General features: G+C 60.3%; 10 protein-coding genes. 5 read left to right on the top strand and 5 right to left on the bottom strand.

The window, feature by feature from the left end:
- Positions 1 to 4 precede the first annotated feature (4 nt).
- Both DSM110093_RS05920 and DSM110093_RS05915 read left to right on the top strand, forming a co-directional pair.
- Positions 5 to 1,300 (top strand): 3-deoxy-D-manno-octulosonic acid transferase, encoded by a 1,296-nt coding sequence (locus tag DSM110093_RS05920; protein ID WP_243267124.1) that lies wholly within the window; start codon positions 5 to 7, stop codon positions 1,298 to 1,300.
- The gene (locus DSM110093_RS05915; protein WP_243267123.1) at positions 1,293 to 2,336 is read left to right on the top strand and encodes a glycosyltransferase family 4 protein; all 1,044 of its coding nucleotides are present in this window, start codon (positions 1,293 to 1,295) and stop codon (positions 2,334 to 2,336) included. The genes DSM110093_RS05920 and DSM110093_RS05915 overlap by 8 nt, the downstream gene beginning before the upstream one ends.
- A gap of 57 nt (positions 2,337 to 2,393) precedes the next feature.
- Here the strand turns inward: DSM110093_RS05915 and DSM110093_RS05910 are convergent, their stop codons facing one another.
- The 5 genes from DSM110093_RS05910 to DSM110093_RS05890 all read right to left on the bottom strand — a co-directional run bounded on the left by DSM110093_RS05910 (position 2,394) and on the right by DSM110093_RS05890 (position 9,274).
- The gene (locus DSM110093_RS05910) at positions 2,394 to 3,557 is read right to left on the bottom strand and encodes a M20 aminoacylase family protein (RefSeq protein WP_243267122.1); all 1,164 of its coding nucleotides are present in this window, start codon (positions 3,555 to 3,557) and stop codon (positions 2,394 to 2,396) included.
- A gap of 68 nt (positions 3,558 to 3,625) precedes the next feature.
- On the bottom strand, positions 3,626 to 4,792 hold the full coding sequence (locus tag DSM110093_RS05905; RefSeq protein ID WP_243267121.1) for a M20 aminoacylase family protein: 1,167 nt from the start codon (positions 4,790 to 4,792) through the stop codon (positions 3,626 to 3,628).
- 24 nt (positions 4,793 to 4,816) lie between these two features.
- Positions 4,817 to 6,163 (bottom strand): FAD-dependent oxidoreductase, encoded by a 1,347-nt coding sequence (locus DSM110093_RS05900; RefSeq protein WP_243267120.1) that lies wholly within the window; start codon positions 6,161 to 6,163, stop codon positions 4,817 to 4,819.
- A 102-nt stretch (positions 6,164 to 6,265) separates the two neighbouring features.
- Positions 6,266 to 7,429, bottom strand: coding sequence for an acetylornithine deacetylase (gene argE / locus DSM110093_RS05895; RefSeq protein ID WP_243267119.1), 1,164 nt, complete (start codon positions 7,427 to 7,429; stop codon positions 6,266 to 6,268).
- Positions 7,430 to 7,441: 12 nt separating this feature from the next.
- The gene (locus tag DSM110093_RS05890; protein WP_243267118.1) at positions 7,442 to 9,274 is read right to left on the bottom strand and encodes an ABC transporter ATP-binding protein; all 1,833 of its coding nucleotides are present in this window, start codon (positions 9,272 to 9,274) and stop codon (positions 7,442 to 7,444) included.
- Positions 9,275 to 9,587: 313 nt separating this feature from the next.
- On the opposite strand from DSM110093_RS05890, the gene DSM110093_RS05885 reads away from it, so the two are divergent.
- The 3 genes from DSM110093_RS05885 to DSM110093_RS05875 all read left to right on the top strand — a co-directional run bounded on the left by DSM110093_RS05885 (position 9,588) and on the right by DSM110093_RS05875 (position 13,455).
- Positions 9,588 to 11,309 carry a peptide ABC transporter substrate-binding protein gene (locus tag DSM110093_RS05885; RefSeq protein WP_243267117.1) on the top strand — a complete coding sequence of 574 codons (1,722 nt, stop codon included), beginning with the start codon at positions 9,588 to 9,590 and terminating at the stop codon, positions 11,307 to 11,309.
- Positions 11,310 to 11,426: 117 nt separating this feature from the next.
- A complete protein-coding gene (locus DSM110093_RS05880; RefSeq protein ID WP_243267116.1) occupies positions 11,427 to 12,464 on the top strand; it encodes an ABC transporter permease in 1,038 nt (345 codons plus the stop codon).
- Positions 12,457 to 13,455 (top strand): ABC transporter permease, encoded by a 999-nt coding sequence (locus DSM110093_RS05875; RefSeq protein ID WP_243267115.1) that lies wholly within the window; start codon positions 12,457 to 12,459, stop codon positions 13,453 to 13,455. Before DSM110093_RS05880 ends, DSM110093_RS05875 begins: the two co-directional genes overlap by 8 nt.
- Positions 13,456 to 13,551 lie beyond the last annotated feature (96 nt).

Here is a 13,551-nt window from a genome sequence, read left to right as displayed (position 1 = left end):
GCCGATGGGCACGCCTTTCCTTTATAAGGCATGGGTCGCGGCGAGCACCGCAATACTGCCCATCGCCGGACGGCAATCCATGGCCAAACTGCGCCGCGCCGGGATCACACCGGAACGCGCACGGGAGAAGCTCGGCCATGCCAGCCAGCCGCGCCCTGACGCTACGCTGATCTGGTTCCACGCGGCTTCGGTCGGGGAAAGCCTGTCGGTCTTGGCCCTAATTGACCGAATGAGCCGTGCCCTGCCACAGGCGCATTTTCTGATCACCTCCGGCACCGCCACCTCGGCCCGTTTAGTGGGCAGCCGCCTACCCCCGCGCACGCGGCATCAATTCGCGCCGCTGGATGCCCCCGGCCCGCTGAAGCGGTTCCTTAACCACTGGCGTCCCGATGCGGCACTTTTCGTGGAGAGTGAACTCTGGCCGCAGATGCTGCACCGGACCCATGCGCGCGGTACGGCGATGGCGCTGATCAACGCACGGCTTTCGCAACGCTCTATCGCGCGTTGGCAGAAACAGCCGGCGCTGGCGGGCTTTCTCTTTGGGGTCTTTGATCTGATCCTGACGCAAAATGACGCGATGGCGCGGGCCATGGCCACAATCAACGCGCCCACCGACCGGGTTGCGCCCGGGATCAATCTTAAATCCATGGCAGGGCCCCTGCCGCGGGACGATGAAACGGTTGCGCAAGCCCGGACGGCTCTGGGCGGGCGCCCCGTCTGGATCGCCTCTTCTACTCACCCCGGAGAGGAAAAATCGGTACTTGAGGCGCATCGGCAGTTGTTGGAACGTTTTCCAAACCTTTGCCTGATCCTTGTCCCCCGCCACCCGGTACGCGGGGATGAGGTGGCCGGTCTTATCGCCAGCATCGGCCTGACCCATGGCCGCCGCACGCGGGGCGACATGCCGCAAGAGCAGGTGTTTCTCGCCGACACGTTGGGCGAGTTGGGCACATGGTACGCGCTGTCTGAGATTGTCTTTCTGGGCGGGTCGCTCCACCCTATCGGCGGGCACAACCCTTATGAGGTCGCGCAGGCCGGGGCGATGGTGTTGTCAGGCACCCATGTCACCAATTTTGCCGAAACCTATGCCGAGATGGAAACCGCAGGCGCTGCACGTCTGATCGCGGGCACGCAGGACTTGGCCGATCGCGTCGCCGACCTGCTGACGGATGATGTCGCGCGGACCAATGGTGTGGCGGCGGCCAAAGAATATGCCGCGGCGCAAACCGACAAGCTTGATAGTATCGCCGAGCGGCTGATCACCGCCTTGGGTTTGCGTAAGGGGCCGCCCGATGCCTGAACTCTACGTAACCAACTACAACCGCAATTTCACCGGGGTTTCTGCAACAGCGGCAAATGTCATCCGACAGCAGGTCACACGGCATGATCTGGCGTTGGTGGGCCAGCCCTTGCCCGGCTGTCCGGTCCCCCTGACCCGTGCCGCAGCAGCGCGGATCACTCGCAAGCACCCACCCGCAGATCACCCCTTCGCTATCTGGCACGTGCGCCGCAATACTGAGATGCGCAGCGCACTCTGGCTACGCGATGTACGCCGCGCCAATATCAAAATCGTTTTCACCTCTGCCGCGCAACGCTTGCATTCGGCCTATCCGCGCTGGCTGATCCGTCAGATGGACGCGGTGATCGCCACGACCGAACGCGCGGCAGAGTTCGTGCCCCATGTCCGCGCCGTGGTGCCCCATGGGGTGGATACCGATGTCTTCTCGCCCGCCACGAATCGCGCGAACGCTTGGGAGCAATTGGGTTTTGGCGGCACCCATGGCATTGCCACCGTGGGGCGCATCCGGCCTGAAAAAGGAACCGACCTTTTCGTAGAGGCAATGCTGCGCCTGCTGCCTGAACGCCCCGGCGCGGTGGCGCTGGTCATTGGCCGGGCTGGTGGCAAGCATGAGGCGTTTCTGACCAAGCTCAAGGCACAGGTCGAAGCCGCAGGGCTGGCCGACCGGCTGCTTTTTATCGGGGAATATCCCGCCGCCGATCTTCCTAAACTAATGCGTGCCCTGTCACTTGTGGTGCAACTGCCGCGCTACGAAGGCTACGGCATGGTCCCACTAGAAGCATTGGCGTCTGGCGTGCCGTTCGTAGGCAGTGACGCGGGCTATTACGGGGCCTTCTCTAACGCAGGTCGCGTGGGCAAGGTTGTACCTCTGGGCGCAGCAGAGGCGGCCTCTCATGCCGCGCTGTCACTGCTCGCGCAAGAGGATCAAGCCGCCCTGAAGGACGCCGCGCGACGTTGGGCCGTGGGCCGCTTTAGCGCCCGGGCCGAGGCGGACGGGATCGAAGCCGTCTATAACGCGCTCTGGGAACGCGGCTGACCCCCAACGAAAAACGCGCCCCCAGAGGGAGGCGCGTTCAGTTCATGTGTCAAAGGATTACGCCGCTGGCATCCGTTGCTCGACGATCCCCGCCCACCAGCTGCAACCCGCCGGGATAGCTTCGTCGTTGAAGTTGTATTCGGGGTGATGCACCGCTGCGGTATCGCCGTTGCCCACCAAAATATAAGCACCGGGGCGTTCTTCGAGCATAAAGGCAAAATCCTCGCCGCCCATGACCAAAGGCGCTTCGCTACAATCGCCAGAGATGGAGCGCGCCACGTCGGCTGCGAATTCGGTCTGCTCTTCGTGGTTCACCATGACCGGATAGCCCCGGTGATAGGTCACATCGGCCTTGCCACCAAAAGTTGCAGCGATGCCGTTACAAATCTCATTGATGCGTTTTTCAGCAAGGCTGCGCACGTCTGCCGACATCGTGCGCACGGTGCCTTTCATCTGCACCCGCTGCGGGATCACGTTGAACGCCTTTGAGGATGTCTCAAACGCGGTGACCGAAACCACGATCTGCTCTACCGGATCGGCATTGCGTGCGGCGATGGTTTGCAGCGCCAGAACGGCCTGAGCAGCCATGACTGTGGTGTCGATGGTCTCATGCGGTTTGGCGGCATGGCCCCCGCGCCCCTCAAAGGTGATGTCGAACTGATCCGTCGCGGCAAAGAATGATCCGGGGCGGATGCCGAAGGAACCTGTGGGCATGCCCGGCCAGTTGTGCATGCCATAGACTTCCTGAATGCCCCAACGGTCCATCATGCCGTCCTCGCACATTTCGCGACCACCGCCGCCGCCTTCTTCGGCGGGCTGAAAGATCACAACAACCGTGCCGTCAAAGTTGCGGGTTTCCGCCAGATATTGCGCGGCACCTAGCAGCATCGCGGTGTGGCCGTCATGGCCGCAGGCGTGCATCGCGTCGGGTGTTTTAGAGGCATAATCCAGCCCTGTCTGCTCATTGATCGGCAGCGCGTCCATATCGGCGCGCAGGCCGATCACTTTGCCCGACCCTGTTTCTTTGCCCTTGATGACACCGACAACACCCGTGCGGCCAATGCCTTCGACAACCTCATCACAGCCGAAAGCACGAAGTTTCTCGGCCACGATGCCCGAAGTGCGATGCGTCTCGAACAAGATCTCGGGGTTCTCGTGCAGGTCGCGGCGCCATGCGGTGATGTCGTCATGCAGCTCGGCAAATCGGTTCTTAACGGCCATTTGGGAAGTATCCTCTGAAGTTGGGTTTGGCGCTGATTTTCATGCAGTCGCATTTATCTGGCATATGCTTACGCCCTTGCCAGCCGGTCCTCAACCACCTGCGCGAACCACGAGCAACCCGCCGGGATCGCAGCATCATCGAAATCATATTCCGGGTGGTGCACCGTCGCCCCCTCGCCGTTGCCGATCATAATATAGGCCCCCGGTCGCGCATTCAGCATGTAAGAGAAATCTTCGCCCGCCATGATGGGCGGTGTGTCACGGTCGGTGCCGGGGGTGATCTGATCGGCAGCCTCGGCGGCAAAGCGGGTGTGCTCGGCGTGGTTGCGGGTCACGGGATAGCCACGCTGATAATCGATCTCGGCCTTGCACTGATGCGCCTCTGCCGTCAGGCGGGTGATGTCGTGCAAGCGTTGTTCGGCCAGATCCTGCACCTCGGGGTCCAGCGTCCGTACCGTGCCGCGCAAAAGCACCTGATGCGGTAGCACATTGTGGCTTTCGGTATCGCTGCGCAGGGTGCAGACCGAGACGACGACCTGCTTTAGCGGATCAGTGTTGCGGCTGGCGATGGATTGCAGCGCGATCAACACATGGGCGGCGGCGAGGTTGGTATCTATCGCCTCATGCGGAGCGGCAGCATGGCCGCCCTGCCCGGTCAGCGTGATATTGAACTCGTCCGCTGCCGCGAGAAGCGCGCCCTCGCGGATGGCGAAATGGCCTGTTGGATGGCCCGGCATGTTGTGCATGCCGTAAACCTCATCGATGTCCCAACGATCCATCAACCCTTCCTGCACCATGACTTCACCGCCGCCACCGCCCTCTTCGGCGGGCTGGAAGATGAGCACGACACGCCCATCGAAATTGCGCGTCTCGGCCAGATATTGCGCCGCACCCAGCAGCATGGCGGTATGACCATCGTGGCCACAGGCATGCATCTTACCGGGGGTTTTGGAGGCATAGGGCAGCCCCGTCGCCTCCATAATCGGGAGCGCGTCCATGTCGGCGCGCAGGCCGATGGTGCGGCCAGAGGAGTTGCTCTGCCCCTCGATCACCGCCACCACGCCAGTCTGCGCGATGCCGGTGGTAATGTCGGTGATGCCAAAGCTGCGCAGTTTCTCCTCGACGAAATTCGAGGTTTTGGGCAGATCGAACAGCAGTTCTGGATGCTCATGCAGGTGACGGCGCCATGCGGTGATCTCGGCGTGGGTTTCGGCAAAGCGGTTCTTGATCGGCATGGTCTGTCCTTTGATAAAATGAAATTAAAGCGCCGGTCCGGGGCGGATGGGCGTGCCATCGCTGAACCGATCGGCGCGAAATCTAGTCAGATCATGCCCCGGCGCATCGCCCATGACCAGAGCCGCCAGCACACGTCCCATACCCGGCCCGATGCCAAAGCCATGTCCGGACATTCCCGTGCCGATGGTAAGGCCCGGAATTTGTGCACAATGATCCACCACCGGCACGATATCAGGCATTGTGTCGATCATTCCGGCCCATGAATTGCGGGCTGTGATGGGCGGCAGTGCAGGATAAAGCGCTGCAAATTGTTTTAGCACTTTGCGCAGTCGGCGATGATCGGGCGTGGGATCAAGAATGCGCATCGCTTCAAACGGGCTGAAACTGTCAGCGGCCCAACGGCGCGGGGTGGTCCACGCGTCGGGAAACCCCTTTGGCGCTGACATGCGGAGCCGTTGGCCGAACGGGTTGTCGCGCAGTTGCGGCAGGTAGTGGCGAAAGGCGCGGAAGGCATCGGGGCCGATGTAAAGGTCCGGCGCCGCCCCCGGTGCCAGCGTATAGCCGCCATCGGCGCGACGGCGAAAGGCAAGCCCAGCCTCGGCCACCGCACCTGCATGAACTTCTGGCAGCACATTGGTCGCGACAACAGATTCGCGCACCGAAAGCTGAGGCAGGTTGACCCCATGCGCGCGCAAAAACAGGGCCGACCAAACTCCGCCCGCCAGCACAACCGATGCTGTGCGGATCGCGCCGGCTTCGGTCACCACACCCGCGATGCGGCCAGCGGCGAGGTCAAGCTTGCGCACCGCGCAGTTTTCAATGATGCGCACGCCCTCCTTTACCGCCAAGGCCGCAAGGGCGGGCACCGCCGCCCAAGGCTCTGCGCGCATATCAGACGGGGTGACCAACGCCCCGGCGTAGGTTTTGCTCAGCCCCGGAAAAGCGGCGGCAACTTCGCCTTCGTCCATCAATCGGCTGTCGATACCATTCGCCGCCGCATGGGGCAGCCAGTCGGCATAGCCCTGCATCTTGGCCTCGGAGCTTGCCAGATAGGTGACCCCCGTCTGTTTCAGACCAATGTCACGGTCCAACTGGGGGGCCAATTCGCGCCAAAGCTTCGCGGCCTCTACCATGATCGGCAGTTCCGCAGAGTCGCGCCCCTGCTGGCGGATCCAGCCCCAGTTGCGGCTGGATTGCTCGGCGGCGATGCGGCCCTTCTCCAAAAGCGTGACCTGTTTGCCTGCCCGCGCCAGAAACAGCGCCGTGCAAACGCCGATCACCCCGCCACCAATCACCACGACCTCGCTCTCGCGCGGAGGGGTGCGGGGATAGCTGGCGGGGCTAGAGAGCGTGATAGGAAAGGAGGACATGGCGCGGCCTTTAAGCTTTGGCCGCGCGAGCAGCATCAGGCGGCCGGAAAAATTGCAGATCGTCTTGCCGGGTAGCGGGGGCAGCGGGCCCCCGCCCCCGGCTTAGCCTTGCAGACGGGTCAGCAATTTGCGCATGAAGGCATGGCCTGCCTCAAATTGCGCCACCTCGATGTATTCATTGGGCTGATGGGCCTGCGCAATGTCGCCGGGGCCGCAGATCACAGCGGAATAACCCGCTTCCTGAAACTGTCCGGCTTCGGTGCCATAGCTGACCTTGTGGCTCGCGTTGTCGCCCGTGATCTGGCGCACGATCTGCTCGGCCTCGCCGTCTTTTTCAGGCTGCAATGCAGGTACATCAAATCGCGTCGATGTCTCAATGTAGGTCTCTGGCACCACGGCCTGCATCTGTTTTTCAACCTCGCGCACCGCTTTGAGGTATGCCGTGCCCCATTTGTCTTTGTCCTCGCCCGGTACCACGCGGAAATCCATCGCGAATTTGCAGTCTTTCGCGGTGATATTATGCGCTGTGCCGCCTTCGATCACACCAACGTGGGCAGTGGTGAAAGGCGGATCGAACATCGCCGCTGTCTCAGACGGGCGGGCGGCCATATTATCGCTGTTCACGTCGTTGGCCCATTCAATCAGTTTGGCCCCGGCCATGATCGCGTTGACCCCGGTGTGCAGCAGTGAGGAATGGACCTCAAATCCAACCAAATGCGTGTTAAAGCCAATGCCGCCTTTGTGCCCGGTTACAGCTTGCATGGTCGACGGCTCACCTACGATCACGGCAGAGCCCTTTGGCACCACACCTTGCATCGCTTGGATCATCGGCGGCGCCCCAGTACAGCCGATCTCTTCGTCAAAGCTGAGTGCGATTTGCAGCGGACGCTTCACTTCGGCGTAATGCGCCTCAACCAGTGTCCAGATCGCCAGCGCATCGAACCCCTTCATGTCGCAGGTGCCGCGTCCATAATAGCGACCATCGCGCTCGGTCACGGTGAAGGGGTCAGTCTCCCACGGTTGGCCGTCGATCGGCACAACATCCGTATGGCCCGACAGTACCACCGCGCCTTCTTCCCATGGGCCGACATGAGCAAAAAGCGCATGTTTGGGCTGTTCGGGGTCGATATAGCGATGGCTTTCGATGCCGTGGCTAGAGAGATAATCGGCCACCCAGTCGATCAGCGGGATGTTGGTTTCCCGCGACACGGTGGGAAAACTGATGAGTTTTTCCATCAGTTCAAACGGCGTCATGCGTTCGGTCATTGGGGTCTTCCTTTAGTATCCGCTGTCAGTGATCAGCACATGGTGGCCCGGCTCCACCTCTCTATACGTCGACGGCTCTGCCACATAGCTGGCAGGATGTATCGGCGATGGGATCGGTTTGAAATTCAAATCCTTCTCCGACTTCCGGCGCCGTGGGTCGGCGATGGGAACCGCCTTCATCAGGGCTTGGGTATAGGGGTGCTGCGGGTTTTCAAAGACACGTTGACGCGAGCCCAACTCGACGATGCGGCCCAGATACATGACGCCGACATAATGGCTTACCCGCTCTACCACCGCCATGTCGTGGCTGATGAAGAGGAAGGACAGTTCCATCTCGGCTTGAAGCTCCATCATCAAATTCAGCACCTGCGCCTGCACAGACACATCGAGGGCCGAGACGGCCTCATCCGCGATGATTAGCTTGGGGTTCAACGCAAGCGCGCGCGCGATGGCGACGCGCTGGCGCTGGCCGCCCGAGAGTTCATGCGGGAAGCGCCGCATAAAGCTGCGCGGCAATTCAACCCGGTCAAAAAGCATCTCGATCCGTTTGGTGATCTCCGCCCCTTTGAGCGTGGCGAAGTTGTGGATCGGTTCAGCCACCTGATCGGCCAACTGCATCTGCGGATTCAGAGACGCAAAGGGATCTTGGAAGATCATCTGCATATCAAGCCGCGCGGTGCGCAGGGCTTTTTGATCAAGCGCCATAACGTCAACACCGTCGAGGTTCACCTCCCCCGACATCGGCTCAACCAACCGCAAGATCGACCGGCCAGCGGTGGATTTACCACAACCGGATTCGCCGACAAGGCTCAGGGTTTGGCCCTTATTGATGCTAAAGGACAGGTCTTCGACGGCATGAACATTCGCCACGGTACGGCGCAAGAAACCACCCTGAACCGGGAAGCGCGTGGTCAGGTTTTTGACCGACAGCAACACGTCGTCGCGGCCTTTGATCGGCAGGATTTCTTTGTCTTCAGACCCCAGCAGCTTCATCGGTTCAGGATAGGGCTTGCCCGTCATTTCGCCCAGTTTCGGAACAGCCGCCAGCAGGGCTTTGGTATAGGGGTGTTGCGGGTTCTCAAAGATTTCCTCGACCGTGCCCTCTTCGACCTTTTTACCGCGGAACATGACGACTACGCGGTCGGCCATCTGCGCCACCACGGCCATGTCATGGGTAATGAACATCACCGCGGTGCCAGTTTCGCGCTTCAGTCGGTCCATCAGCGCAAGGATCTCGGCCTGAATGGTAACGTCGAGTGCGGTGGTCGGCTCATCCGCGATCAGTAGGCGCGGCTCACAGGCCAGTGCCATGGCGATGACAACACGTTGACGCATACCACCCGACAGCTCATGCGGGTATTGTTTGAGGCGCCGCTCAGGCTCGGGGATACGAACCTGCCGCATCAATTCCAGCGCGCGTGCCTCCGCCTCTTGGCGGGACATGTTCAAATGCAGGCGCAGACCTTCTGTCATCTGCTTGCCGATGGTGAACACAGGATTCAACGCGGTCATCGGCTCTTGGAAGATCATACCGATCTCATTGCCGCGAATCTTGCGCATCAGATTGCCACTGCTGGCCGCCAGATCGATCTGGCCCTTTTCACCGCGCTCAAAAAGCAGGCGACCGCCTGCAATTTCACCGCCGCCATATTCGACCAATCGCATCAGGGACAGCGAAGACACCGATTTGCCCGACCCTGATTCCCCGACCACGCAAACCGTCTCTCCGGGATTGATGTCAAAACTGACGTCCTCAACGCCCACAACCGGGCCGTCTTTGGTCTGAAATTCGACGCGCAGGCCCTGAATTTGGGCGATTGGCGCCCCGTTTGTGTGATCCAGCATCTGTTTCCCTGTTGTTTTTATTGGCGCAGATTTTGCCTGACGCTACGGCGGATTTGATAAGACTGTCAAACCAGACGCGCGGGTATTGGTCTTTGTCATAAATGCGCCACGTCCGCCCTTGCAATTTCCGGGAAACCTGTTTCGATATGGCCCATGCGGTTTGGAAAGAACGCTTCGATCACAGGTTGAATATTACTTGTTTTGTTATGTTTAGCTGGTGAAGCTCATGTTCTTTTCGGGGCGACAACAACAAGGCGGGGGTAATCCCGTCGACAAAAAGCGGCACGCCCACGTGTCCAACATGGAGTAAGATATGAAATTGAAGACCCTATTGATGGGGGCCGTCGCTTCGACAGCGTTTGCCCCTATGGCCTTTGCTGAAGCCCATGAGGGCGAGCGCGGTCGGGACGGTGAAGTCAAAGTTATTTATTGGCAGGCACCGTCGATCCTGAACCCCTATCTGTCTTCGGGCACCAAAGATGTTGAGGCCTCCTCGTTGGTTCTTGAACCGCTTGGCCGCTATGACGAAACCGGCGCGCTGGTGCCTTATTTGGCCACCGAAATCCCGACGCTGGAAAACGGCGGCGTGAGCGAAGACCTCAAGACCATCACATGGAAGCTGAAAGACGGGCTGCTATGGTCTGACGGTACACCCTTTACCGCGAATGACGTTAAATTCACCGCTGATTACTGCATGAATCCCGAAGGCGGCTGCGCGCAGTTGGCGAAATTCGAAGGCGTGTCTTCGGTTGAGGCAATCGACGACCAGACCGTCAAAGTGACCTTCTCTGAGCCGATGCCAAACCCCTATGGCCCCTTCATGGGCGGCCAATCCCCAATCATTCAGGCGGCACAGTTTGCCGATTGTACCGGCGCCAAGGCGCCCGAATGCACCGAAGCCAACTTTAACCCCATCGGCACCGGCCCCTTCACCGTCACGGAATTCCGTCCCAATGACGTAATCACCATGGCCGCCAACGAAAACTTCCGCGACGCAGGCAAACCCGCCTTCGCGACGCTGACCTTCAAAGGCGGCGGTGACGCGACAGCCGCGGGTCGTGCCGTGATGGAAACGGGTGAGTTCGACTACGCCTGGAACCTGCAACTGGCCCCCGATGTCATCGCCAAGATGGCCGAAGGCGGCAAAGGCAAGCCCATGTCGGCGTTCGGCACGCTGGTTGAGCGTCTTGAGCTGAACATGACCGATGCCTCGCCTGACCTGCCCGAAGGCGAACGTGGCACCGCGATGCACCCGCACCCGATCCTGAGCGATGAAAAAGTGCGCCGCGCGCTTTCCATGGCGATTGACCGCGAACTGCTGGTCGAAGTCGGCTACGGCCAAGCGGGCCGCGCAACTTGCAACATGGTCCCCGCGCCTGAGCTTTATGCTTCCGACAACACAGACTGCCTGACCCAAGACATCGAAGGCGCCAAGGCGCTGTTGGACGAAGCGGGCTGGACCGACACAGATGGCGATGGCGTGCGTGACAAGGACGGCGAAAAGCTGGCCCTGCTCTACCAGACCTCGACCAATGCCGTGCGTCAGGATTTCCAAGCGCTGATCAAAGATTGGTGGAGCCAGATCGGTGTTGAAACCGAACTGCGCAACGTCGACTCTTCGGTCTTCTTCGGCGGCGACCCCGGTTCGACCGATACGTTCCAGCGTTTCTATGCAGACGTTGAGATGTACGCCAACAACTTCGACGGCACCGACCCGCAAAGCTACCTTGCTCAGCGGACCTGCGCCAAATTCCCAAGCCCGGAATCGCAGTGGCAGGGTGAAAACATTAACCGCTTCTGCAACGAAGAGTATGATGCGATGGTGGCCGAACTGGGCCGTACCGGCGAAATGGAAAAGCGTGGCGAGTTGGCCAAAAAGCTGAACGACATGCTGACCAAAGACAGCTACTCAATCCTGCCGCTGGTTGACCGCGGTCGCGTCTCGGCTGCCTCCAACACCCTTGGTGGCGTTGTGCTGAACACTTGGGACTCCGAGCTGTGGAATGCCGCCGATTGGTACCGCATGGAAGAGTGATCTAGGACGGAGGCGCGGCATACTGCGCCTCCCTTCACCGACCTTTGGGGGTGTGCGTCATCCGCGCACCCCCTATCGCCCCCACCCCCCACAGACTGACTTACAAAGGCGACGCCAATGTTGACCTTCACCATCCGACGACTTCTTTTGTCGATCCCGACGCTTTTGTTTATCAGCCTGGTGATTTTCCTGCTGCTACAACTCGCCCCCGGCGACCCGATGGCCCAAGTGCCGCTGACGGTCCCGCCCGAGGTGAAAGAGAAAATGCGCGAGGCGCTTGGCCTCGGACAGCCAATCTATATCCAATACTGGAAATGGCTCGTGCAGGTCTTTTGGATCGAGCCGCAGGTTTTCATTGATTACCTGACCAACCGCTCCACGCTGTTCGGCTGGCTGCCTGACACCGCCCTGTCGGACGGCAAGCTGCGTGTGATCTCTTGGCAGACCCGTTCGCCTGTGATGGACATCGTGATCCAGCGCATGCCACAGACCCTCTGGGTTGTCGGGCTAGCCTATATCGTGGGCATCGTCATTGCGATCCCCATCGGCATCTACTCGGCCTACCGTCACTATTCGGTCTTCGATCAGGCTGGGACGTTCATCACCATGATCGGCTTTTCGATCCCGCCCTTCTTTACCGGGCCGCTGTTGATCGTGATCTTCTCAGTTACGCTTGGCTGGCTGCCGTCGATCTATGACACCACCCATGTGGTGAACGATTGGGCCAGCTTTAAGGTACAGTTCTTTCAGATGATCATGCCCGTCATGGTTCTGGCGCTGCAAACCACGGCGCAGATCAGCCGCTACATGCGGGGTGCCATGCTTGATAACCTTAACCAAGACTACGTGCGCACCGCCCGCGCCAAGGGGCTGAAGGAAAGCGTCGTCGTCATGGTTCATGTGCTGCGCAACTCGATGATCCCGGTGGTCACCATCATCGCGCTTGGCATGCCCGCCATCTTTGGCGGCGCCATCATCACCGAGAACGTCTTCAAGGTGAATGGCATCGGCCAGCTGCTGCTAACTGCGCTGCGCGCCAATGACCTGCCGATGGTGATGACCCTGACCTTTATCTTTGCGGTGTTGATCGTTCTGTTCAACCTGATCGCAGATATCCTCTACGGCCTGCTTGACCCAAGGATCCGTTATGACTGAGCAACCCATTCCCGCCAGCCCGGTCGAAGCCGACCTCGAATTCATGAAAGCCCTGCAAGACAAGGGCCCCCAGAAGCCCCCGCGCAGTCAGTGGCGCGATGTTTGGGACCAGTTCCGCAAGCACAAGGGTGCGCTTTTCGGCGGCGGTTTCTTGATCTTCATCACGCTCGCGGTGATCTTTGGCCCCTATATCTGGGACATCGACGCCAAAAAGCTCGACATCCGCAACAAGAATTGGCGGCCGATCTATACGCTGCTGTGGAATGGCGATGCCAATGCGGGGTGGAGCCATCCCTTCGGCACCGATCAACTGGGCCGCGACATCCTTGCGCAGATGCTTTTTGGCGGGCGCGTGTCGATGGCCGTGGGCTGGATGGCCATGGCGCTGGCGCTGATTATTGGCACGGCAGTTGGCGTCCTCTCGGGCTTTTTCAAGCGGATGGACTTCTGGCTCATGCGTTTCACCGATCTCATCCTCAGCTTGCCGATCCTGCCGCTGGTGCTGTTGGCGGTGACACTCTTCGGGCAACCGCTGCGCTCGCAGTTTGGGCCTGAGGGCGGCATGTTCATCCTCATCGTTTCGGTCATCAGCCTGACCTCTTGGATGCAAACGGCACGGATCGTGCGGGGCGATATTCTGGCGCTCAAGGAGCGCGAGTTCATCCTTGCCGCCCGCTCTATCGGCACCACGCCGAGCAAGATCATCCGCCGCCACCTGCTGCCCAACGTGATCTCGCCTATCATGGTCTCGGCCACCCTTGGCTTGGCCACGGCGATCATCACCGAAAGCGCGCTAAGCTTTCTGGGCGTTGGCTTTCCTTCGGACTTCCCCACATGGGGCAAGCAGTTGGCCGATGCGGTGGACCGCATGCAAGAGTTCCCCGAGCGCGTGATGCTGCCCGGCATCGCCATCTCGCTGACCGTGCTCGCGGTGAACTACCTTGGCGATGGCCTGCGCGACGCGCTTGATCCGCGCATCCGTGGCCGCTGATCTAAATTAAGGACCGACCGGCCCCCGCCCATCGTGACGGGGGCCGGTTGTTTCGCCCACCCTGACACAGGGTGAACAGCGTTGCCCAATCTTCCA

Origin of the sequence: Sulfitobacter sp. DSM 110093 (genome assembly GCF_022788715.1) — a bacterium.
Taxonomy (GTDB): domain Bacteria; phylum Pseudomonadota; class Alphaproteobacteria; order Rhodobacterales; family Rhodobacteraceae; genus Sulfitobacter.
The sequence above is the reverse complement of the archived record's forward strand: the minus strand, read 5'-3'. Positions and strand labels throughout refer to the sequence as shown.

Excerpts from the sequence above, each read along its gene's own strand:
- DSM110093_RS05920 (WP_243267124.1), top strand. The coding sequence starts at position 5 with ATGGGCACGCCTTTCCTTTATAAGGCATGGGTCGCGGCGAGCACCGCA.
- DSM110093_RS05915 (WP_243267123.1), top strand. The coding sequence starts at position 1,293 with ATGCCTGAACTCTACGTAACCAACTACAACCGCAATTTCACCGGGGTT.
- DSM110093_RS05910 (WP_243267122.1), bottom strand. The coding sequence starts at position 3,557 with ATGGCCGTTAAGAACCGATTTGCCGAGCTGCATGACGACATCACCGCA.
- DSM110093_RS05905 (WP_243267121.1), bottom strand. The coding sequence starts at position 4,792 with ATGCCGATCAAGAACCGCTTTGCCGAAACCCACGCCGAGATCACCGCA.
- DSM110093_RS05900 (WP_243267120.1), bottom strand. The coding sequence starts at position 6,163 with ATGTCCTCCTTTCCTATCACGCTCTCTAGCCCCGCCAGCTATCCCCGC.
- argE (WP_243267119.1), bottom strand. The coding sequence starts at position 7,429 with ATGACCGAACGCATGACGCCGTTTGAACTGATGGAAAAACTCATCAGT.
- DSM110093_RS05890 (WP_243267118.1), bottom strand. The coding sequence starts at position 9,274 with ATGCTGGATCACACAAACGGGGCGCCAATCGCCCAAATTCAGGGCCTG.
- DSM110093_RS05885 (WP_243267117.1), top strand. The coding sequence starts at position 9,588 with ATGAAATTGAAGACCCTATTGATGGGGGCCGTCGCTTCGACAGCGTTT.
- DSM110093_RS05880 (WP_243267116.1), top strand. The coding sequence starts at position 11,427 with ATGTTGACCTTCACCATCCGACGACTTCTTTTGTCGATCCCGACGCTT.
- DSM110093_RS05875 (WP_243267115.1), top strand. The coding sequence starts at position 12,457 with ATGACTGAGCAACCCATTCCCGCCAGCCCGGTCGAAGCCGACCTCGAA.